Genomic DNA, 22816 nt, shown 5'->3' on the forward strand with positions numbered 1-22816 from the left:
AAAAGCCAATCCCTTGACCAAACCCTGATCAGAAAACCATACTTAGAGGTGGCTCACTTCTCGGTGGAAAAACCGGCTCAGTTCCGCGTGGAAACCAACACATGATGCCCAGACGGAAGCAAGCGAGACATACTGACGTGAAGGACAGCCGATCGATCCTGCGGCTGACGTTCGAGCAGAGATTGTCGATACGCGCCGTTTCTGAACGGCTGAAGATGAGCAAGACGTCGGTTTCGACGTATCTGCTACGGGCGCGGGAAGCCGGGCTTACGGTCTGGCCCCCTGGACGGGGACGAGGTTCTCGAGCAATGACTATTCCGCCGAATGGGGCGACCTCCGCGCGATACCGACGAACCGAATTGGCCGAAGGTGGCCAGCGAACTGAAGCGCAAGGGCGTGGCGCTCAATCTGCTATGGCAGGAATACCGGGAAACCCATCCGGATGGGTACGGCTATACGTGGTTCTGCTGCCGGTTTGCCAATCACGAAAGCCGGGCCAAACCCACCTATCGCAGCCGTCACGTCGGTGGCGTGGCGATGGAATGCGACTATGCCGGCCATACGATCCCGATTATTGATCATCTACCGGCGAGGTCTGGGCGGCGCAGATCTATGTGGCGGTGCTGAGCGCGTCGCAGTTGACGTTCTCTTATGCCAGCTTCAGCCAAAAACTGTATCGGGCGGAAGGGCAAATCTATGCCCGTACTCCCGCCGCAGTACCCTCTGGGCCCGACGCTCAGGTAGTAGTCGAGAACCGGTCCATCGACAGAATATAAGCCGATGTGTACGGCAAGCTTGGTATGACCTGAAAGGTAAAGTCAAAGCCATATTGATAGCGAGCAGTAAACCTTGATGAAGCCGCTTTCGTCGCTGCCGTCGACGATTAAATGAAGGCGGGTTCGGTGCTCGCGCTGGAAGAGGCCAAGGAACCAACCCGTCTCCGCTGTCGGTGTTTCGGCAAGCCTGTCTGTCGTCTTCAACGAGACCGACCGCGCGGCGGCCATCTAAGGCAAATCCCTCATCCTTAACTATCCCTCTGATCCCTTACCGGAGAATGTCTCAGAGATAGCCGATCATTATCGGGGACTCCGACGCTCGCCGCGACCGCACCCCCTAGTACCACAAGAGTGGCTACCTCTACTGTTGCCTTCCAACCCTGCCTCACGCGTTCCTTTTGTTTTTTTTCTTCTGAGCAACAATTATAGACGCCAGCACGGCGGCTATGACAGCATGAGGAAGAGAAAATATGGTGTCTCCGGATATCAGGCTGTAGGGCATCACGCCCAAGGCGAAGAAAGAAACGCCAGATAGTAAACCAATCCTTCCCGCAAGGAGGATGTTGATACCGGTAATGGCGTAGAATGCGAAGCTCAGAACGAGACCCAAGACGCCAAAACCGATCCAGGCCGATAGGATCGGCGCGTGCGGGTAGTCGATATACTCGCAATCTACGAACCGGCACGAGAACACACGGTGGTAGTTGAAACCTTGCCCCCAGAAGTAGCCGTTCTGTTTCACCATATCCCAACCCAGACTCCACTTCTCAACTCTGCTAGCAAAACCCATGTCGTCTTCTAGAGTGCTCGCCAACGCGGTCGGTGAAACATCGCGAGCGGCCAGGACGCGAGGATGTCCTTTTTCATCGGTGCTCATCGGACCGGAGGTGCCCCTTGGTGGCTGCCTCGATGCCGCAATCTCCATTGGGGACGGTTGTGCGGGCAAGCCGAGCGCACCGGCAACCATTTGTTCGATGGTGACGGTGTTCTCATCGGCTACTTTATCTCGGGGTGCTGAGAAATATCCATACATCGCAGCCAACAGAAACGCAGGTAGAATAGCAGTGTAAGCCACGCGTTTCGGCGACACAAACGCGTGGGTGGCCCAGAATAGAGCGACAAGCGCAGCCAGTGCGAGGAAGCGACGGGAGCCCGCAAAAAACCCTGCGGCCAGCACGATCGAAAGCGACACCAGCAACACTGCCAAGAGGAACGGGCGGCCTTTCGTGCAGAGAATGAAGGCAGAGATACCGATGGCTGCTCCGCCGAGATACAAGCCAAAGAGGTTGTAGTCACCGCAGAAGGTTGTTCCTTGAGGGTACCTGCCAAAGCAGCTGTTGATCATCGAACCGAACAGAATTCCATGCTGCTGCAGCCCATACTTCGCCAGCCCCGCTGCGGCGATCGGCACCGATGTTGCCGCCAGGGCTGCAAATAGTCCCCAGACTATGTCGTCCGGTCGATCATCAGAATATGAGGCTAGAAGACTGATCCCGACTACGCCGCCAGACCATACAAGGAAAATGAACGTTTCCGTAAAGAAGGGCGTGGTGTTCATTGCCAACGCGACCAGATGCAGGGTTGCCAATGCAGCGATTACAAAGTGGATCGGCTGCCAAGTAAATAGTTGCCTGAAATGAATGCCACGCAAGACAAGGTCAAAGAGTAGCGGAAGCAGAAGTAGGACAGCAACGGAAGTTGGATAGGGATTGGCAACAAACGGGGCGCTGAGTGCAAGGCCGGCAAGGAATCCGCGCGACGGCCACCATTTCGGGATTACTCGTCCCAGCATCTTCGTCCTCCTCCGCTGGTGCGTCTCCGTCGCTTAATGGCAGCTAAGAGCGTCGGCGTCTAGTCTTTAGGAAAATTGTCACCATAGCGACTCGCCTTCCCGTGCAGGCAACCGAAAGAATCAACAAAGCGAAATCGGAGCGAAGCGATGCTGGGCACGTGCCACGTTCCAGGCATCTGGCCGACAGGGCTTGTCTAAGGTTCAAGCGGTTACGGTCAGAATATCAGAATGATCGAGACGTCCTCAAGGGCGTTCTAGCGCGCCCGAACAGACGGACGCGCGAAGTATCGGAGTTGGAACCATTCTCCGCGCGCCGACACGCGCGCCCTCGGCCCATCGCAACCGAACACTGATCAACTCTGAAATCTGGAGAACTTCAAGAGCGTGCCAGCCGGGCGGTGATGGTCGATGACTATGCCGTGGTAACACGGAGAAGAACAATGCGGACTTCCGAGCAGGTCGGGTGGTGATCGTTGCCCTGCGCATGCGCGATAGCGAGCTGCAAGGCAGCGTCCGCGACTAACGGTGTGGGTCACCTAACCCGCTTCAGCAATCCTGGAGCGGCTCGGGCGGCGTCGGAACACCCGCGGCAGGACCGAAAGGGCAGCATGAAGAAAGGGGGGATCGAACATGGACCCGCCTCCGCAACTTTCGCAGCGCTTGCCGTATCTATTCACTTAGAGTGTTTGCAGGATTTCTCAGGGCGATCAAAGGCGAACCCTTGTTACTGTTGCCGAACTGATTGTGAGATCTGCTCGACCGGTGAGCCAGATGACCGGCTGCACCGCATAAGCGTCGTCGGAAGGTAGGAATCGCATTCCGAAATCACGTGATCGATCTGGGGTAACCTCAAATGAGGTAAGTGCGCGGAATCGGAGAAAGTCGCCGGTTTTCGAGGATTCTGCGACTAGCAAGACGACAAGCCCGCGACCCACTAGCTTTACGTCGTACGCATATTGCACGTTCGGAATCACGGGTAGCAACCCGAACTCGTTACTGCCGGTCAGTTCGATCGATAGTCGAGTCCGCCAAATCCGATGAAAAAGGTCTAGTGGCAGACCTGCTGTTATCGTTGAGCCGGGGACTACGTCAGCGCCGGTATTCACCAAGTCTACCGCTCGTTTCCCGCCGATAGCGAACCCTTCCTGCTTCAGAATTCTTCGGACGCCATGCGGGTGCGTCGCGACCTGACTTTGGGGCTTCTGCAGCTCAAGCGGGAAGAAGGCCGCCGCGACACATATTGGGAGCGCGGCTACCGTGAAAGAAAAGACGATACGTTTTAGAGCCAAGAGTGCTGCTCAAAGACGTCGACGGCAAAGGCAGTCACCAGACATGCCATGGCGATATTGTAGCCCAAGGCCAAGTCTGCGCGTTCTACCAATTGATGCATTCTTGGTTCGCTCCTTCGGATGCTGCCCTACAGATCAACCCGCAAAATCGGGCCAGCGGCGGACCATAGCCACAAACCATTCTGAATTTCAACTAAAGCCTTCATCATGCCTACCCTTGGAGCAGCGGCTTCGGCTGCCCTTGCGAAATTCCATCCCAAGCTTCAGATAATCGCCGACGAGGCTATCAAGGAGATCGATTTCCGCGTTCTCGCAACGCGTGGATGGGCGGACAGGAGCGAGCTTTCGCTTGAGGGACGAGCAAGGCTCGGCTCGGCCAGTCGGCGCAGTTCGAACGCGATCTCTTGCCTTACAGTTGGCTGAGGAACGGCGCCGAGCCCGCGAGGCGGCGCAGAGGTGACGGCAAAGAGGGTGTTATACCCTGCCGAGTTCAACGCGATGCGTAAGCTTCGAGACGCTCCGTAGGCAGCTCGACGAACGCGATGCCGAATTGGCAAAGCTCAAGGGCGAAGGCAGTGCACCCTCTGAGCGTGACGAGCTCAAGACGCAGGCCGCCGAACTCGGTCTCACCTATGCCGGCGATATCTCGACCGTGAAGCTGAAAGAGCTGATCGACCAGAAGCTGGCGTCATGATGTCACGAACGTTTTGGACCCGGACAAAAAACCGACACTTTCGTCGGTTTTTTGTAGGCGAGGCACCAAAATGTCCACCATCAAGAACCTGTCCCAAAATCTGGTGCAGGTCGCCAACGTAACAATCCGTCCCCGCGGTCCATACTGTTGAACCCAGTGGCACCGAGCATCGATCCCTTCAACTACCTATTCTGCAGCGTAGAGACGGCCTAATTTAGGATCACGGGGACGGTCCTGGACGAATTCGAAAGATCGATCGAACCCAAGCCGACTCGAGGGGAGGCCCATGTACCAAGTACCTGCCGGAGCCAGTAATACTCGAACGTCGGCCAATCATCGGTATTTGCGTCGGTGACTGCTAGGGGAGGAATATTATTCAAAAGCACCACATTCAATGTCGCGCGGCCGGCCTCTTCTCTGCCGCGGCCGCCTGGCAGCTTGGCCTCCCAGGCATTGCGGATGTCGGTCGTGACAGTTGCTCGATCCGGATCGAGAGGTGCGCCGTTCCGGAAATAGACATGATAGTAGCCCGTGAAAATCGCGCTCTCGAACACATGTAGGCCATCCGACAGATGCCCAACGAGCGGGCGGGTGCTGAGATATCCACCTTCGTTGAGAAGCGCCTTCTCCTCGGCAAAGAACTCCCGAGTGAAGAGATTGCTTCCGCCCGCGTGCCACGGTTCGTTGATCTTATTTTGAATAAGGTCATACTTCTCACCACGCCTAATAGCGGATTGAATGTACCGGCGGCCGTCTGCGACTACGATGTTAACGCGGGGGTCTGAAAATATCCGCTTCGAGGGACCCTCCGTGTGCGCTTTGACGGCGGAAATGATCTCTGAAGAGATGTCCACAACTGTGATTTTCTCGATGAACGGGAAATCGAGCATGGCATCGATGAGATAAGCGTGCCCAATGCCAATCACGAGGACGTTCTTCGGTCTGAACTGGGGATCTAGCGCCATTAAGTCACTGTGATTCCAGCGCCATGCCTCGTACTGGTCGCCGGGTCCCGGGTCGCGCTTTAGAGCAGATGCCGACGCTGTGCGATTGATATCGACAATCGTGTAGAACGTCTCGGTCGGAACGACGGTGGCGACACCCGTCCGCCCTTCGAACACGTCGGTCACCCGATACCGGTCAAACTTGAAGGTCTCATAGTAGTTGCTGGGTACCAGCGCCGCCGCCGCAGCGCCGACTGCAAGCAGAGCCCATGTTTTCCGCCTAGCGCCTCCGCTCAGCATCAACGTGGCACAGCCGGCAGCGACGACGACAATTGTCGCTGCCGCGCTGCCACCGGTTCCCAAAAGGGGGAGAAGGAACATGCCGGAGACAAAGGCCCCCAGCACATTGCCAACTGTATAGAGGCTGTATACCCGCGCAAAACCGCCACCTGCGGCATCGACTGAGCTGATGACATGGCGAAACAGGACGGGGAAAAGGCCAGACCAGAATAGTACAGGCAGCATCAGTAGGAGTGAGAATACGAATACAGCAACAGGGGATGCATCGCCGATGAGCGGCGTATGCTGGACATCAACAAGCTGTCCGTTGAAGGTCGTGAACCGGAGCGCGCCGATGGTCGAAGCCCATGAGGGCGGCATACGCAAAGCGGTCATAAAGAGGACTGCTCCGATGACAAAAAGGCCAATCACCACGCGACGCAAATCGTGGGCGTATTTGTCCGCCAGCATGCCGCCAAGCCACTGGCCGCCGGCCATGAGGAGGAGATAGGCACACAACACCATTGGGAAGACGATGGTCGAGAGGGTCAGATAATTGCTGAGGACGCGGAAGTAGAGAATCTGGATTGAAAGCGTTCCGAAGCCAAACAGGACTGCGGCAAGCGCGGAATTGAATGCGATGGAAGCCGATTTATTGCCCGACGCCACGGTGTTTTTTGACCGAAGCGGTAGATGCGATAGGGCAGCAATTGCCACCCCCGCCGCCGCGAAATTCAGTGACGCAGCAACCCAGGTCGTCCCTGAGAGCCCAAGGAGCTCGATTAGTACCAAGCCCGTCACGAGCGCACCGAAGGCCGCGCCGGCGATGTTCCAGCCATAGAGGCCGCCGGCGACCCTGCCCACATTGCTCAACGACTCTTTGGCTACGTGGACAATCAAAGGTGTTGTGAGCCCCATGCCAATGATCGGTATGCTCAGAAGGCCGAGATTCAGTAAGAAGCCGGCAGTCAGGCTGTCCGACGTGCCAATGGAAGCATTCACGCCGCGGATGATTGGGATCGAGAGGAAGCCGTAAAGTGCGACGACGATCTCGATCGCTGCGTAAAGCTTCAGCGCTCGTCGCTCACCGGACTTCACGAGAATCCTGGCAAGTTCAGAACCAAGACCAAGACAGATCATGAAGATGGTGACCACGAGGACCGTGGATACGGCATCGGACCCGATTATCTGCGACAGGGCGCGCTGCCAAGCGACTTGGTAGGCAAGTGCTGCGCATCCCGACATAAACAATGCCGCCTTGAAGCCATTGGCACCCAGCCAGAAAGCCAAACCGCTCGCGGCCTTGGGACCGTCAATAGTATGCACTTTGTCCGACATGCCGACTTCCACGCTATTGTTTCGTTGCGGAAGCATTAGTCAGAGCGACTTGGTAAAGCAAACGCGTCTGGAAGTGCAGGGGTGAAAAGCTTGCTTTCTCCCCAATTTCCATTTGCAGGACCTTAAGGTTTTCTCCCCGCTCTGCCGGTGACCGGACTAACTGAAATCCAATACTTCCCCTTCGAACCTATAACTGGAGCCTAATGATGCAGGTCCTCGACCCCGCAATGGAATTCGCGCGTTCTCTCGCCAGAGTGCGGCGATCAGACAGACGTCCATATCGAAGCTGGCGGAAACCACGCAGGCGACTATCGACGGAATGGCCGAAAATATGGTCACGCAAAAGGAATTAGAATGGCGCACTGCTCGTGGCGCGGAGCACCGTCAGCGGACCGACGTCGTCGTCAAGGAGCTTCGTGAGAGCGTAGCCCCGCGCGAGGAGCTTGATCGCATCTTTGTGACCCAGGAACAATGGCAGCAGAAATTACAAGACGTCTCGACCGTATGGAACAGAACCGTTCCGGTCAGTAGTAGACGACACACACGCTTGCTATTGCCAATATCAAGACTGAAAGACCGATCGATAAGACAACCACTGCTTTTCCTCCGTACTTCCTCAGCACTGTTCTACGAGCCAGATACCAGCTGGAATAGTGTAAACGGGCAACACTACGAGGCTCAACCAAGCACCGCCGACCTTGGGAAGGTGACGGGTCTGCAGGGAGCCTTCATCGGCAACCGTGGGGGCAGCGCAACGGTGCAGTCTGCGCCTGACGTAGTCCGCTAATTAAACTTCGATGTCATAAAAAGCCCGGCGTCAAGCGCGCCTCGGCGGCAGGAGGCAGCTTCTCGATCATTCCCTGTTCCCAGCCGGGAATTTAGCGCGGAAAACTCTAATCAAATCGGTCCAGTTTCTGGGGATCAGTAGGCTCCGTACGATGTAGTCAACGCTGCGTTCCTCCATCTTTTGACGGACGACTTTTGCAACTGACGTCTGTCTGCGCCACGTGCGCTCACCGCTGCCGGTTCTGGCAGGGATATCGCCTCACTCGAAAAATCATTGCTCCGAGAGCAACGCCCGATAAGCCCACACAGCATTCTGGAGTTCCCATGGGGAACTTACCCTCGAATAGTCGAGCGCGACGTCGCGATCTAAATTGACCTTATATCCACGTCGTTGAAGCTCATAGGCCGCAAACGGATACAGCCGACCAAGCTGAATGAGGTGGGCGGCGGATGCAAGCACATTGCCTCTAACGCTCACCGGGAGCGCGTCGATGGAGCCGAGCAACGACATCGTATCAATCGTCTTGAACGAAATCCATGCCCGACTCTTATCACCAGTATATTCAGGGTAGTTTACGGATATTCCTTCGTCCTTTGTCCATCCGTCGTAAGCAGTCCCCCACCAGTAGTTCCATATCCCGCTGTTGGGCAAGATTCCTGACGGAGCAATATGGTCAACAAAATGGGTGATGATATCTTGTGCGGCTTTTGGCGCCTGAGAGCACTTCTGTACTGTTCCCGTCCGGATGACGGAGTATGCCCATTCATTTTGATGGTTAAAGGGCACGGCAAGACCGTCAAACTTGAATTTCGACCCTTTCGGCCAGCGCAAATTTGCGCGATCGCCGGCCATCCAATGTGGCAGCTCTCCACCGTACGCCAGAACGTCGATATGATCTCTCAGACAATGAACAGCCTCCCTCAGATCCTGAAATGTATCTGCGCTTATGGCAGTAGGAGCGTCCAATTCTTTGAGGTAGCGGTCCAACAAAAGGAGCAACCGGGAGGTTTGAACCGCGAACAAGGCAGGACTACGGTCGACCGTGAACGCACGCGTTTGGTAATTTCCGCGCTTCCAGTGCTGTCCGAGCCAGTACACCTCCAGATCAAGTCTTTCACGGATCTTGGGTACCAGATGTTCGAAAGCATTGCGCATCTGACCATCTTCCTTCGACAATTTCAGAAGATCGAGGAATCCGTTTAGATAGTAAATCTGAGACCAAGGAATGCGGGCTTCTACATTACCAACTCCGAATTCCATCCAGCCGTTTTGCTGTATGCGTTCCAAATCGAAGGTGAACATAGCCGCAAAATCCGCCGGCGTCCGGGCGTGCTGAACCGACAGTTCTCCGTGATCATATTCCAAATGGAACGGTACTGCGTTGGGGCTAATTGAGGGAAGCGTTAAACTCCTTGGGGCAGAGATGAAATACCGGCTGACGTTGTCACCGCGTGATAGACGATGACAAAGAACTGCGGGGCCGTCAGGAGTGGAGACCGCTTCGATCGCACGCACGCAATCATTTATGCGTGTCGATTCAAGGGTACCATCTGCATGAAGCTGTGCCGACAAAACTCCGCCAACGATCTCGATGCCGTTTTTGCGTGGAAGAAGGAAGATCGCAGGTATCATCTCATAGGTTCCGCCCGCTGGATCTTCGAGCGAGGGCAATTCCACTGGATTCATGACCTGAACCAATCGACCTGCGTTCAATTCGTAAGCGGTCGCGAAGTTGCGAACCGAAAAATTGTCATAGTATACAAGATATAGGCGATTTCCGTAGGTCGTCGCAGCACGAAACATTGGTTCAGACCTACCAGCCGCATGAACGACTTGTCGCCGATCAACCCTACGGCCTTCTGCATCACGGTATTCGATTGTCAGCGTGTTTTGGCCGATGTGACGCACGAAAACTACCTTCCCGTCTCCCAAAGCATCTGTCGCGATAGGTATTTCGCCGGGATCAAACGAAATTTCGGCGGTTCCGCTCTTCACCATCATAAAACTGCTCGGATCGCCGGGGGTTGTTTTTACACGGGTTGCGCCACTTTGATCATCGGGAGCAAAAGAGACAAATGGAACTTCCGCGCTCAACAAGACGGGCTTATCAAGCAGAACATTGGCATCGTTGGGCGGGGTTACGGCCGTAACTTTGGTATCTCCCCTGCTTCTAGCCAGATCACAGGCAATTACGCCCTGGTAGAGATAGGCTTCATACTCGTTCACGATGAGTGGATCGGCAGTTTCATCACCGACCGGATACTTGAGATAGCCCTTGGAGCCGTCCCTAAAGCGAGGGATGTAGCGCTCGAATATCGGCCCCAAGTCGACAGTGTCGGCGTTCGAGCAAGCAAGCGACATCGCCATCCCGATATCGTATGAACGCGCTGAACGATCTATGCCTTCCTGTAGCCACGGCCATGCCCTGACATAATCTCTCTTGGAGTCATCGAACTCCCGCAGGTGGCTGAGAGTTGCCTTGAGATCAATGTCAGCCGACCGGCGTCCTCCGTATGTCTCGTATTTGATTAGGCCGTCGATAATGTAACTGGCGTGTGGCAAGTCGTTGGCAATAGACTCCTGAATGGAATAGTGCCAATACCAAGACCCCGTCTTGGGATTGACCAGCTTTTGCTTCAATAACACCTCGACAGTCTCGTCTGCCGTTGACGCCAGAACCTTTGCAAACTCTACATTTGGCGTTATCCGACTGAACCGCTGCATCTGACCCGCCATGTACGCAGCCGGATTGAAGGTGTCGTATTTGCGGTCCGATTCCACTACAGAATAGGGAATCATTCCTGACGGCGAACGCATCTCCGGCGCAGTAAATGGAAGGAGAGAGGCGGTAACCGTTGCTAAGATTTCTTCACCTGGCGCCTCAGGATCTAGCTCCATCCAATTTAAGAGCGCATCCACAGCGATCGCAGTTGAGATCGTGTAAACTGAGTTCGCCGGATTAACAGAACCATCGCCGTAAGCGTCCCAGGCAACAGGAACACCCCAGCCTTTGACGCCATCGGCGTCCTCGTCCGCGTGGTCCAACAGCCATCGTCCTGCGACTCTCGACAGATCAGGCAAATCCGGCCGATAACCATTTCGCTTGCGGTCGACCTCCGCGATTAGGATCCTTGCGTAAGCTTTTGGAACGTCTGCTTCTTGGTTGCCCGGATAGTCCACTACGCCAAAACCAGGGCGTTCAGGATTGAAACGCGCGTAGAGTTCATCCAGAAGAGGCCCGGCAGGCGGCGAAGTACAGCCGGACGGAAGCAGCAGAAGAAGAGCGGTAAAACACGTGGCTATCGCTACTTGCACTCGCCCACGAACAGGCGACCTTTGACGCGAGATGAACCGGCTATGTGGCATTAAATTTCGCCTTATATTGACTCAAGCGCCCGGATATTCCCAAAAGGTCTAAACGAAGCATTTCTCCGAACCTCCCGCCAAGGGCGTGAGACCCATTGCTACCAGAAGGACCGTTGGCCTATACGATGGGCTGGAATTCGCCGTCAACTGCTACGGCCGAAGTGGTGAGGCGCCCGGACTTTAGTTCTTGTGGACACATCACTTATTGACTAGCGGCCGAGCGTGAAAAGGCGCTGTCTCATGAACGTTTGACGAGCACGCGCGATGAGTGGCGATAGGTCGAAGCCAAGGATTTCAGAAGCGCTTCGTAACGCAGGGGCATGCCGGCTCCGTCGTCAGGAGGTCCGGGTGGTGTCGGGTCGACGCCACGTTCACAAATTCTAACACGTGAGCACTTGCGAATTTCCTAGCTGGGCGCAGCAAGCTCCGTGATGCTGCAGGTTGCGAATATGCAACTCAAACGAAACTTGGTTTGCGACTATACACACATTCCCACGTCCATCTCTTGCGTCTTTCAGGGAAGATAAGTAAACGAACGCCACAGTCGCGTGCGTGTATATTGCCCAACAGTTGTATACGGCAGCTTGGTCATTCGTCACAATAATGAGGATCGAAACTTGAAGGTCGTCAAGTCCGAACTGCTTAGCAAACTAAATCAAAGAGATGCGGTTATAGGCATTGTGGGCCTCGGATACGTAGGGCTGCCGCTCATGCTGCGCTATAGCGAGGTCGGTTATGCAGTCGTGGGGTTCGACATCGATTCCAAGAAAGTCGATCAGCTAAATAGCGGTCAAAGCTACATAGAGCATATTTCCGGAGACGCTGTTCGCCACGCGAAGGAAGCGGGGTTTGTTGCCACTACTGATTTCTCGCGCGCGGGCGAGGTCGATGCATTGATCCTCTGTGTTCCAACTCCGCTGAACAAATATCGCGAGCCAGATCTCAGCTTCGTCATCAACACAGTCGAGACCCTTGCACCACATTTGCGTGCCGGGCAGATCGTCTCCCTTGAAAGCACAACCTATCCTGGTACGACCGATGAAGAACTACGCCCTAGGATCGAGCGACAAGGTCTCTCGATCGGGGAGAATGCGTTTCTGGTATTCTCGCCAGAGCGTGAAGATCCCGGCAACAAGAATTTTTCCACACGCACAATTCCTAAGGTTTGCGGTGGATCTACGCCGGACTGTCTTGAAGTCGGCATGGCACTCTACGGGCAAGTGATCGACCAGGTCATCCCAGTGAGTTCCACGCGTGCAGCGGAATTGACAAAATTGCTTGAAAACATCCATCGGGCGGTCAACATCGGCCTTGTCAACGAGATCAAGATCGTGGCGGACCGCATGGGCATCGACATTCACGAAGTCATCCGAGCAGCGGCTACAAAGCCGTTCGGATTCGTACCGTACTACCCTGGGCCCGGCCTCGGTGGGCACTGCATTCCAATCGATCCCTTTTACCTGACATGGAAAGCACGGGAATATGGGGTCCACACGCGCTTCATAGAACTGGCGGGTGAGATCAATTCATCGATGCCTGACTATGTGATTTCGAAGGTTAACAGCGGCCTCAATGCTGCGGAAAAATCGATCAAGGGAAGCAAGGTCCTAGTTCTCGGCATCGCATACAAGAAGAACGTCGACGACATGCGGGAGTCGCCGTCTGTCGTCCTGATGGAAAGACTGCGCGATCTCGGTGCGGAAATCGCTTATTCCGATCCGCATATTCCCGCGTTCCCCAAGATGCGCGAACATCATTTTGACCTAAAGAGCGTAGACCTAACCCCGGAAACGCTCGTTCGCTATGATTGCGTGCTTATCGCGACGGATCATGACCGCTTCGACTATGAATTAATAAAGGCCCATTCCAAGATGATTGTGGACTCGCGCGGTAAATTCCTTGAGCCCGCAGAGCATATCGTGAAGGCGTGACATGCGAAATTTCCCTGCCCCAATCAAGGATCGAAAGATCCGTTTCGCTCTGGTCGGTTGTGGCCGTATTGCGCTCAACCATTTTAGCTCGCTGCAAAAGCATGCTGATGCCGCCGAACTGGTAGACGTTTGCGATACGGATCCAGTTGCGTTGCAGACTGCGGCTGAGCAAACCGGCGCCCGACCGCACACAAACCTCTCGTCTATGCTTCGCGAAACACAAGCTGACGTTGTGGTGCTGACAACTCCAAGCGGGTTACACTCAGAACAGGCCGTGGAAATTGCTCGAAGCGGTCGTCATGTGATGACCGAAAAGCCTATGGCGACGCGCTGGCACGACGGTGTTCGCATGGTGAAAGCCTGTGACGACGCCAATGTGCGTCTATTTGTGGTCAAGCAGAATCGGCGCAATGCAACGCTGCAGCTGTTGAAACGTGCCATCGAGAAGAAGCGCTTCGGCCGCATCTACATGGTCAACATCAACGTCTTTTGGACCCGTCCACAGGAATACTACGACAGCGCCGCTTGGCGTGGAACGTGGGAGTTCGACGGCGGGGCATTCATGAACCAGGCGAGCCACTACGTCGACTTGCTAGACTGGCTGATCGGGCCGATCGAAAGTCTTCAAGCCTATACTGCGACACTTGCGCGCAACATCGAAGCTGAGGATACAGGTGTCATTTCACTTCGCTGGCGGTCAGGCGCTCTAGGTTCGATGAATGTTACAATGCTGACATACCCGAAAAACCTTGAGGGCAGCATTACAATCATCGGCGAAAAAGGTACGGTGCGAATCGGCGGGTTGGCAGTTAACGAAATTCAGCATTGGGAGTTCGCCGAGCCGGATCCTGATGATGAAGAGGTCAAGAATGTGTCCTATGAGACGACCTCCGTGTACGGCTTTGGGCATCCCCTTTACTATAACAACGTGATTAGCACCCTAAGGGGCGAAGCCGAACCGGAGACTGATGGGCGCGAGGGACTGAAATCACTGGAAACGCTGGTGGCCGTCTACCTTTCTGCTCGCGATGCAAAGCGCATCGCACTGCCGTTGGACTACTGATATGGTCGTTTCGATTCATCCAACAGCAATTGTCGATGATGGCGCGCAGATTGGCGAAGGAAGCCGAGTGTGGCATTGGGTGCACGTGTGCGGAGGGGCACGGATTGGGCGGGGATGTTCCCTCGGCCAGAACGTTTTCGTCTCCAACGACGTGGTGATCGGTGACAACGTAAAGATCCAGAATAACGTGTCTGTCTACGATGCGGTGCGGCTGGAGGACGATGTGTTCTGTGGTCCGAGCATGGTGTTCACCAATGTTTACAATCCGCGCTCTGCAGTCGCTCGCAAAGACGAATACCGCCCTACCCTGGTGAAAAAGGGCGCAACTCTCGGGGCCAATTGCACGATCGTTTGCGGGACCACCATCGGCGAGCACGCCTTTGTTGGCGCTGGCGCCGTCGTAAACCGAGATGTACCCGCTCACGCCTTGATGGTAGGAGTTCCAGCGCGTCGGATAGGCTGGGCTTGTCGTTGCGGAGAAAAGCTCCAGGGCAAAGGAAGAATAACCTGCGTTTGTGGCGAAACCTATGAGATCGACGCCGAGAGCTGTGTGCCTGCATGACAAAGAAGATTGAATTCATCGATCTGAAAACCCAGTATGCGCAGCTTAAAACTGCGATTGACCGGCGCATACAAACGGTGCTGGATCATGGCCAGTATATTATGGGACCCGAAGTCCCTGAGTTGGAGCGCCGGCTTGAGGCGTATGTGGGCGCTGCCCATTGCGTAACCGTCGCCTCCGGGACCGAGGCTTTGCTGATCGCGTTGATGGCGATTGGGGTCAAACCCGGCGACGAAGTCATTACCACGCCCTTCACATTCGTTGCGACTGCCGAGGTCATTGCCCTTTTGGGCGCAGTACCGGTCTTCGTCGATGTGGAAACCGATACGTGCAACATCGACGTCGGCTTGATTGAGGCGGCCATCACCAAGCGGACCCGCGCGATCATTCCGGTATCCCTTTATGGGCAGGCGGCAGACATGGACGAGATCAATGCGATCGCGGCCTCTCACGGGATTTCAGTCATAGAAGACGCAGCGCAGAGCTTCGGCTCTACCTACCGCGAAAAACGGTCATGCAATCTTTCCTCCATTGCTTGCACGAGCTTCTTCCCCAGCAAGCCGCTTGGTTGTTACGGGGACGGGGGAGCCATATTCACCGATGACGCGGAGCTGGCAAAGGCCATGCGTGAAATCCGCGTGCATGGCCAAGAACGGCGCTACTACCATACCCGAATTGGGGTTGGGGGCCGCATGGACACCTTGCAATGCGCAATTGTTCTGGCGAAACTAGACAACCTCAACTGGGAGATTGAACAGCGCATTCGCATTGGCGCCGGCTACCTTGCAAAACTGAGGGGCAACAATGCAATCCAGCCGTTGACCGTTCGCTCTGACCGTACATGTGTATGGGGTCAATTTACGCTGCAATCCGCTTCCCGCGACGATCTCCTTGAAAAGCTGAAGCAGGCTGAGATCCCCTCAGCGATCCACTACCCGGTGCCGCTGCATTTGCAACCCGCATATAAGGACCTCAGCCGTGCGGCGGGTCCACTATCCCGCTCCGAGGCTGTTTCGAAACGCGTATTCAGCCTGCCTATGCATCCCTATTTAGACGAATCCGAACAGGATCGGATTGTGGCCGCTCTGGTGGACTGAAGGAATATTATGTATAGAAATCAAAAGGTGTCGGTCGTCGTTCCGGCCTACAACGAAGAAACCCAGATTGCCCGCGTCATCGAATCCATGCCGGATATCGTTGACATGATTGTGATCGTCAACGATCGGAGCAAGGACGCGACGTCTGAAGTTGTGCGCAACCATCCCGGTTATTCCGCTGGGCGGGTGACACTGTTGGAACATGAGGTGAATCAGGGGGTCGGCGGCGCCATCGCAACCGGTTACAAATGGTCTAGGGATAATGACTACGACGTATCCGTGGTCATGGCTGGTGACGGTCAAATGGATCCAGACGACCTGCCGGCCATTCTCGACCCTGTCGTAGACGGCGAAGCCGACTACACCAAAGGCAATCGTCTTGTCACCGGCGAAGCGTTCAAAAAGATTCCAAAGATCCGGTTCTTCGGAAACTCCGCGCTCTCGTTATTGACGAAAATAGCCTCAGGTTACTGGCATGTAGCTGATTCCCAGACTGGCTATACTGCAATCAATCGCAGCGCCCTGCATGCGATTGATTGGGACAACATGTATAAGCGCTATGGGCAGCCGAACGATCTTCTGGTTAAATTGAACGTTGAAGAAATGCGCGTTGTCGATGTACCGATTGAGCCGGTTTACAATGTCGGCGAAAAATCCGGCATCAAGGTTCGCAAGGTAATATTTTCCATCGGGGGACTGCTTATCCGGTTGTTTTTCTGGCGTCTGAAGGAAAAATACGTCATCCGCAGCTTTCACCCACTCGTTTTCTTCTATCTGTTCGGTTTCTTTGGAGTTGCACTGAGTGTAGTCCTTTTTTTGCGGCTGATTCTTTTGTGGATCGCTCAAGGGCATATTCCTGAAATTACGTTCTTGAGCTGGCTGTTTGCTTTCTCATTGGGCTTCAACTCAATGTTTTTTGCGATGTGGTTCGACTATTCTGAGAACAAACATCTAAATCCACCGCTCAAACATCGTGAGAGACGGCAACTACGGGAGCGGTCCGAATGATCTCGCTGGCGGCGACCGCACGCGATGCATTGGTGAACAATAAGCTGACGCGCGATATCGTCTGGTCGATGGGAAGCTTCTTCATCCTTGCAATTAGCGGGATTGTAATCAATATCACAGTTGCCGCTTTTCGGGACGCAGCTGCGCTGGGTGTCTTCAATCTGGCCTATGCGGTTTATATTGTCGCATCTCAATTGGCGATTTGGGGCATACACTACTCAGTCTTGCGGTATGCCGCGTACTATCGTGATAACCCGACGGAACGGGACACGATGTTCTTTACTGCGGTGGCAATCGCACTTGTTCTTGGGGCCATAGCCGCCGTCATCCTGTTCGTCGCCGCGCCCGGACTGGGACGGCTGTTCCAGAGCCCTGATGCGGGCGCAGCGATGGGGTTCGCGGCGTTCGGCCTTCTTCTGTTCCCATTGAATAAGGTATTACTCGCCTTCTTGAATGGCCTTCGAGAAATGAAAGCCTTCTCCGTTCTCCAGGCCATTCGGTACCTTACGGTCATGGCGAGTGTTTCCGCGATTGCTGCCTCCAGCGTGTCCATAAAATATACGACTCTTGGCTTCCTCATCGCAGAAACCGTGACGGCGCTTGGCGTCGGCTTTGTAATATACCGTCATTCGCTTGCGGGAAAAATCAAGGTCTCCGCCCATTGGATGAGGATGCACTTTAAATTCGGGACTAAGGGGTTGGCAGGCGGAATGTTTGCGGAATTCAATTCCCGCATTGACGTGCTGATGATCGGATTTTTCCTAACGGATCACGCAACGGGAATATACAGCTTCGCAGCAATGCTGGTCGACGGCCTTTATCATGTCATCGCAATGATTCGAACAAACTTTAATCCGGTTCTTGTGACGGCCGTGAAGGAATCGAAATGGCTAGACGCGCAAAATCTGATGCGGCAGAGTCGTCGCTACATATTCGTCACCGTCGTCAGCCTTGCTCTCTGTATCGCCCTTGCCTACTGGATTCTTGCGGTCATTGTCCTGCCTTCAAAAGGCTTGACGGAGGGTATCCCGTCCCTGCTTATTTTGCTCTTCGGTGTAAGTTTGGCTAGCATCTTTATTCCGTTCGACAATTTGATGGTCGTCTCCGGCCATCCGGGGTATCAAGCCATGCAGCAAATCGGCGCCGTCGTTGCCAATGCCACGATCGGAGCGATGCTGCTGCCCCAAATCGGTGTTGAAGGCGCTGCCATCAGCACCGCGATGAGCTATGCTTGCAATGTAGTTTTGCTTGTCGTCTTCACACGCCGCCTCCTTGGCTGGGACCTAATCAACAATTCGGTTCGCCAGAACCACTTGATGGTGAAATAATATGTGCGGCATTTTCGGAATTGCCCTGCAGAGAGACGCAAACTTTTCTCGGCGGGCCATCGAACAGCTTCTCGAACGGCTTTATCTGTTGTCGGAGAGTCGTGGTAAAGAGTCGGCAGGTCTGCACATTAACCTGCCCGATAGCCGGGAATCCTTCGTTATCAAGGGTGCAATGGCTGCGTCCCAGTTGTTGAAGAGCGCCGATTACCGAAAAACACTCCATCAGGCACTCTCATCCGCGTATAGAAATGGCACTGACCGACCGACGCAGCCGATCATTGCCATCGCCCATTCTCGTCTTGTTACCAATGGACGTGCCGAAAAGCCGGAGAACAATCAGCCGGTGCGCTGGGGCGAAGTGACGATGATCCACAACGGAATCGTCGTCAATGTGGACGAGCTCTGGAACGAGCGGCCGGCCCTCAAGCGCACGGCGGAAGTCGACACGGAAGTTTTATCGGCGATTACATCTGCAAGCATGGCAGAGCGGTTTGACCCTCTATATGCAACCTGTGCCGCTTACAGTGTTCTCAAGGGAGCGGCTTCCATTGCCTGGACTCATTCGGAAACCGGCAGTCTTACTCTGGCAACGAACACAGGCGACCTGTATTTCGCGAACCTATCGCGAAATACAGGTACGATATTTGCATCCGAGAAGTACATCCTTGGACAGACGTTGAAGGAATACGAGGGTGCGACGGCGCCCCTCGCTTTGACGGCTGGACGCGGACTTTTCCTCGACGTGCAAGCTGGTGCACCACCGGCGGAATTCAGCATTTTCGACGATGCGCCTGCATCGAATGGCGTAGAGAGGATGGAACGATCCGGGTTTACAGAAATTGCAGGCGCACCAAACAAAAGCCCCCCCATTCGACGCACTGCCAATGAAGGTCTCCTGCGCTACAACGAGAAGGCAATGCGCGATATCCACCGATGCAGTGCCTGCGTGTTGCCCGAGACATTTCCTTTCATTGCATTTGATGCAAAAGGCATATGCAACTACTGTCATGGCTACCGTCCAAAATACAAGGGACGTGCCACTGAGGCAACACAGCGGCAGTTCATTGCGTCGCTCGAACACTACCGCAGCAAGAACGGATCGCCCGATGTATTGGTTCCGTTTAGCGGCGGACGTGACAGTTGCTATGGTTTGCACCTCATAAAACGCGAATTCGGGTTCAATCCCATCACTTTTACATATGACTGGGGCATGGTGACGGACCTTGCCAGACGCAATGTTGCACGCTTGTGCGGCGAGCTTGGTGTGCAGAACATCCTCGTCTCTGCCGATATAAAGACAAAGCGCGACAACGTAAGAAAGAATGTATCAGCTTGGTTGAAAAAGCCCGACCTTGGCATGATCCCTTTGTTCATGGCTGGCGACAAACATTTTTTCAAAATCGTCAACGACCTAAAGCGCCAGACCGGTATCCGGCTCGATCTTTGGTCGGCAAATCCGCTTGAGAATACGGACTTCAAAAGCGGCTTCTGCGGCGTAGCTCCCGACTTCGACAAGACACGCCTAGACTATCTGTCGTTGAGCCGAAAAATGAAGCTGGCGGCCTATTATGCCAGCCGCTTTGCGACGAACCCAGGCTACATCAACTCCTCGATGGTCGATACGGCAAAGGCTTTCGGAGCTTATTATCTCGAGCCGCGCCGAGACTTTTTCTTCATCTTCAGCGATTTGGTCTGGAACGAGGACGTCGTGAACCAGACGATCATAGGCGAGTACGATTTCGAGCGATCACCAGATTCGCCGAGCACATGGCGAATTGGCGATGGTACCGCACCCTTCTACAACTATATCTACATGACGGCACGCGGTTTCACGGAGTTCGATACGTTCCGCAGCAACCAGATTCGCGAAGGACAAATCGACCGCGCCGAGGCGTTGGACGCTATCCTGGTCGAGAACCGGCCGCGAACCGAGAGCCTCCGCTGGTATCTCGAGACGATTGATCTGGATTTCAACGACACAATCACGACCGTCAACAAGCTGGATACTGTCGGATTGCATATCTGAAGCTTCGAGAACGCCTATTTTTTTGTCCTCGAAGGAGGAAGCATGTGATTGACATCAGCTTTTTTAGCCTCGGAACCTTTTTACTGGTCGCCAGTATTTGCACCCTCTCTGGCGTTTACCTGTCGTCTGCATTCCCATGGTCTAATGATGCCCGACGTGTTGGCCTGGTTCGCTCGACTGGTATAGCATTGGGTCCCTTTATTCTTGGTTTCGGGGCGGTCATTTCGCTGGGATTGTTGCACGGAGCAAGCCACAAGACCCACCTCGTGACTACTTTGGGGTTCGCCCTTCTTGTCGGCGGTGTTGCGTATTTTCTGCGCGGTTCCCACCGAAACAGCTTCAGTGAGAAGAAGTCTTTTTCTTTAGGTGAATGGGCTGTTTTGCTCGCGATCATCATGGGGGTTCTCGAACTTCTACTCGTTACATTCTTTATTCCCCTGACGCAGAATGATGCACTGGAGTACGCCACCGCGGCGCGAGAAGTTTATGCCACACGAGATCTGCTTACCTATCCAGTCTTGAATTCTCAAACCAACCTCTCCGGCTTTTATGGTCCTTGGACCCACCCCCCTCTGTATGTGGCACTCCTCTACATTGCGGATGTCACTCAAGGGAATTCTGACGTACCCGGCCTCATCAGGCTTATCTCGCCGTGGTTCCTGCTCTGTGGTGCCTACGTGGTCCACACGCTTGGCTCGCTGGTCAATCGCGTGACAGGTCTGGTAGCATCTCTGCTCTTCCTCTCGCCGCCGCTGTTTTTTCTCGGCGCAGTCTCCGCGTTGCTCGATCCGCTTCCGGTCCTCGGTTTCACACTTGTTCTTGCCGTCGCTGTCGGCTTGAATGCCAGGCCCGCCGCCTATGGTGGCGTGATCGGCGGCATTCTCGGAATGGCGCTTTGGACACACTCCCAAGCCATTCTTTTTATTCCGCTTGCGCTCTCCGCCGTCGGTATTCAGTGGGGTCTGCGGGACATCAAAGGGTTCACCGCCGCTGCACTGAGCCTTTTGGTGGTCGCCTTCTTAATCGGTGGATGGCCTTATCTTCATAACATCCAAGTATTCGGCACTCCAGTCAGCGATGATCCGGCCGTCTTTGCTATCCCATCCTTACACTGGGACGATTACTTCACCATCGGTCGCGGCCTCGAGACGACAACCGCGATGATACAGTATGGCATATTCAAAGGTTGGTTCGCCCTTGAATCCTATGGATTCATCTTTTGGGGCATGGCGGTCGGCATTGGCGTTTTTGCCGTGAGTAATAGATCGGCAGGGATTAGGACCCTTGTGCAGGACGGCGCGCGCGCCTTTGAGCGGCGCGACACAGCGCTTTGGCTGATGACGGGCCTACTCGCTGTTTATATGCTTGGAATGGTCGTCTCCGTTGCGTTGGGCATAGAACACATGGTGAAAAACGAACGTTACCTGCTCGTTACGTTGCCGATCGTCGCAGTCCTGTGCGCCTACGGATACACAAGGGTGATTGGCCTATTTTCGCGACGATTTGATGTAATACACACCTTACTTTTGATTGTATTGGCTGCGTTTTTTACTATTCATTTTTTTGCTCTCACGAAATATTCCATGTCAAGATACGGTAGCGGTCGTGATCAAATCGCTCAGTCCATGGGCGAGAAGCTTCAGAAAGCACCGGAATTTCAACTTGTCGACTTTCTGAACAAGAATACCCCCAAAGGAAGTCTCGTCCTCTCGATCAAGCCCGCCGATATGTATTACTCGTCGGACAGGATGATCAGCTACCTTGATGTACGTCTCTTGCCATTTTACGAACAAACTGGCATCGGTGCAGCCTACCAGGAATTGCGCAAGCTAGGCGTAACTCATATCCACGTTCCGAACTATGGATTGCCTCCCCTCTACAATAGCCAGCTGTTCGCTCTGTTGAGGGACCCAACCTATACGAGTTTGTTATTTCAGAATGCAGCGGGTCAAGTCTACGCCCTGACGCCGGAGAAATTGGCGCAGAAGACAGCGGTCGATATTTCGCCCGATAAGCGGCAATGGGTTCTGCAAACCGCGCTTTCGTTAGGAGGCAGAAAAGATTTCGCAAGATCGGGACACGCCAGCGCCCCGTTGAACGGATCATCTTACACCGGCGGGTTGCCTTTAGATCTTTTTCACAGACATTGGATTACGGGCGTTAAAGTGGGCGTTAATGCGCTGAGCCTGTTGCCTGAAGGGGCCTCTGCACTTTCCGTCAATCCGACGACACAATACGCTGTCGATTTAAGTGTCGCCGGGAATGGGTTCGTGACGGTAACCGTGGATCAGTTCTCCGGAGCAGAAAACGCGTCCCCACGCAAACCAATCAATAGCATGCAAGTTGTCAGGTTCGAGTTGAGCGAGAAGCAGGACCACAGAACATATGGGTTTCGTTTCTTAACCGATCCAGCCGCAAATACGATGGCGTTGACGATCGAGAGTGTGGGTAGTAGCAAAATAGAGATTGAGAAAGTAACCTACTCCGAGCTCGAGCGAACTAAATAGATGCCCAACATTGTCCATCGGTTTGGCCT

General features: G+C 54.4%; 13 protein-coding genes and 1 pseudogene. 10 read left to right on the forward strand and 4 right to left on the reverse strand.

All coding sequences use genetic code 11. The features are described from left to right. Positions 1–104: 104 nt before the first annotated feature. A pseudogene (locus ASC97_RS22580) lies at positions 105–707 on the forward strand (IS21 family transposase); the annotation flags it as partial. A 111-nt stretch (positions 708–818) separates the two neighbouring features. Here the strand turns inward: ASC97_RS22580 and ASC97_RS22585 are convergent. After that, positions 819–1004 carry a hypothetical protein gene (locus ASC97_RS22585; protein ID WP_057470597.1) on the reverse strand — a complete coding sequence of 62 codons (186 nt, stop codon included), beginning with the start codon at positions 1002–1004 and terminating at the stop codon, positions 819–821. A 157-nt stretch (positions 1005–1161) separates the two neighbouring features. Beyond that, complete coding sequence (locus tag ASC97_RS22590; RefSeq protein WP_057470598.1) at positions 1162–2568, reverse strand: O-antigen ligase family protein; 1407 nt, start codon at positions 2566–2568, stop codon at positions 1162–1164. A 1839-nt stretch (positions 2569–4407) separates the two neighbouring features. On the opposite strand from ASC97_RS22590, the gene ASC97_RS34145 reads away from it, so the two are divergent. After that, on the forward strand, positions 4408–4551 hold the full coding sequence (locus ASC97_RS34145; RefSeq protein WP_156390422.1) for a hypothetical protein: 144 nt from the start codon (positions 4408–4410) through the stop codon (positions 4549–4551). Between the two features lie 209 nt (positions 4552–4760). On the opposite strand, the gene ASC97_RS22605 is transcribed toward ASC97_RS34145, so the two are convergent. Continuing rightward, positions 4761–7124 (reverse strand): hypothetical protein, encoded by a 2364-nt coding sequence (locus ASC97_RS22605; protein WP_162246708.1) that lies wholly within the window; start codon positions 7122–7124, stop codon positions 4761–4763. A gap of 1045 nt (positions 7125–8169) precedes the next feature. Continuing rightward, a complete protein-coding gene (locus ASC97_RS22615; RefSeq protein ID WP_156390423.1) occupies positions 8170–11214 on the reverse strand; it encodes a hypothetical protein in 3045 nt (1014 codons plus the stop codon). 668 nt (positions 11215–11882) lie between these two features. Between ASC97_RS22615 and ASC97_RS22620 the strand changes: the two genes are divergently transcribed. Genes ASC97_RS22620 through ASC97_RS22655 form a run of 8 tightly spaced genes read left to right on the forward strand, consistent with a single transcriptional unit; the run spans position 11883 to position 22787 of the window. Beyond that, positions 11883–13196, forward strand: coding sequence for a nucleotide sugar dehydrogenase (locus ASC97_RS22620; RefSeq protein ID WP_244481549.1), 1314 nt, complete (start codon positions 11883–11885; stop codon positions 13194–13196). A gap of 1 nt (position 13197) precedes the next feature. Beyond that, positions 13198–14259 carry a Gfo/Idh/MocA family protein gene (locus ASC97_RS22625; RefSeq protein WP_057470604.1) on the forward strand — a complete coding sequence of 354 codons (1062 nt, stop codon included), beginning with the start codon at positions 13198–13200 and terminating at the stop codon, positions 14257–14259. A gap of 1 nt (position 14260) precedes the next feature. Further along, positions 14261–14821 carry an acyltransferase gene (locus ASC97_RS22630; protein WP_057470605.1) on the forward strand — a complete coding sequence of 187 codons (561 nt, stop codon included), beginning with the start codon at positions 14261–14263 and terminating at the stop codon, positions 14819–14821. Then, entirely contained in the window at positions 14818–15918 is a 1101-nt protein-coding gene (locus tag ASC97_RS22635; RefSeq protein ID WP_274534166.1) for a DegT/DnrJ/EryC1/StrS family aminotransferase, read from the forward strand. Before ASC97_RS22630 ends, ASC97_RS22635 begins: the two co-directional genes overlap by 4 nt. Positions 15919–15945: 27 nt before the next feature. Beyond that, complete coding sequence (locus ASC97_RS22640; protein WP_200959530.1) at positions 15946–16926, forward strand: glycosyltransferase family 2 protein; 981 nt, start codon at positions 15946–15948, stop codon at positions 16924–16926. Further along, on the forward strand, positions 16923–18254 hold the full coding sequence (locus tag ASC97_RS22645) for an oligosaccharide flippase family protein (protein WP_057470607.1): 1332 nt from the start codon (positions 16923–16925) through the stop codon (positions 18252–18254). Before ASC97_RS22640 ends, ASC97_RS22645 begins: the two co-directional genes overlap by 4 nt. A gap of 1 nt (position 18255) precedes the next feature. After that, positions 18256–20280 (forward strand): hypothetical protein, encoded by a 2025-nt coding sequence (locus ASC97_RS22650; protein ID WP_057470608.1) that lies wholly within the window; start codon positions 18256–18258, stop codon positions 20278–20280. Positions 20281–20324: 44 nt separating this feature from the next. Then, positions 20325–22787: an ArnT family glycosyltransferase gene (locus ASC97_RS22655; RefSeq protein WP_057470609.1), complete on the forward strand. Its 2463-nt coding sequence runs from the start codon at positions 20325–20327 to the stop codon at positions 22785–22787. The last annotated feature ends 29 nt before the right edge of the window (positions 22788–22816 follow it).

Source organism: Rhizobium sp. Root1203 (assembly GCF_001424945.1).
GTDB lineage: Bacteria > Pseudomonadota > Alphaproteobacteria > Rhizobiales > Rhizobiaceae > Rhizobium.

Bases quoted from the DNA above. Each gene is read 5' to 3' on its own strand.
- ASC97_RS22585 (WP_057470597.1), bottom strand. From the start codon at position 1,004: ATGGCCGCCGCGCGGTCGGTCTCGTTGAAGACGACAGACAGGCTTGCC.
- ASC97_RS22590 (WP_057470598.1), bottom strand. From the start codon at position 2,568: ATGCTGGGACGAGTAATCCCGAAATGGTGGCCGTCGCGCGGATTCCTT.
- ASC97_RS22625 (WP_057470604.1), top strand. From the start codon at position 13,198: ATGCGAAATTTCCCTGCCCCAATCAAGGATCGAAAGATCCGTTTCGCT.
- ASC97_RS22630 (WP_057470605.1), top strand. From the start codon at position 14,261: ATGGTCGTTTCGATTCATCCAACAGCAATTGTCGATGATGGCGCGCAG.
- ASC97_RS22635 (WP_274534166.1), top strand. From the start codon at position 14,818: ATGACAAAGAAGATTGAATTCATCGATCTGAAAACCCAGTATGCGCAG.
- ASC97_RS22645 (WP_057470607.1), top strand. From the start codon at position 16,923: ATGATCTCGCTGGCGGCGACCGCACGCGATGCATTGGTGAACAATAAG.
- ASC97_RS22650 (WP_057470608.1), top strand. From the start codon at position 18,256: ATGTGCGGCATTTTCGGAATTGCCCTGCAGAGAGACGCAAACTTTTCT.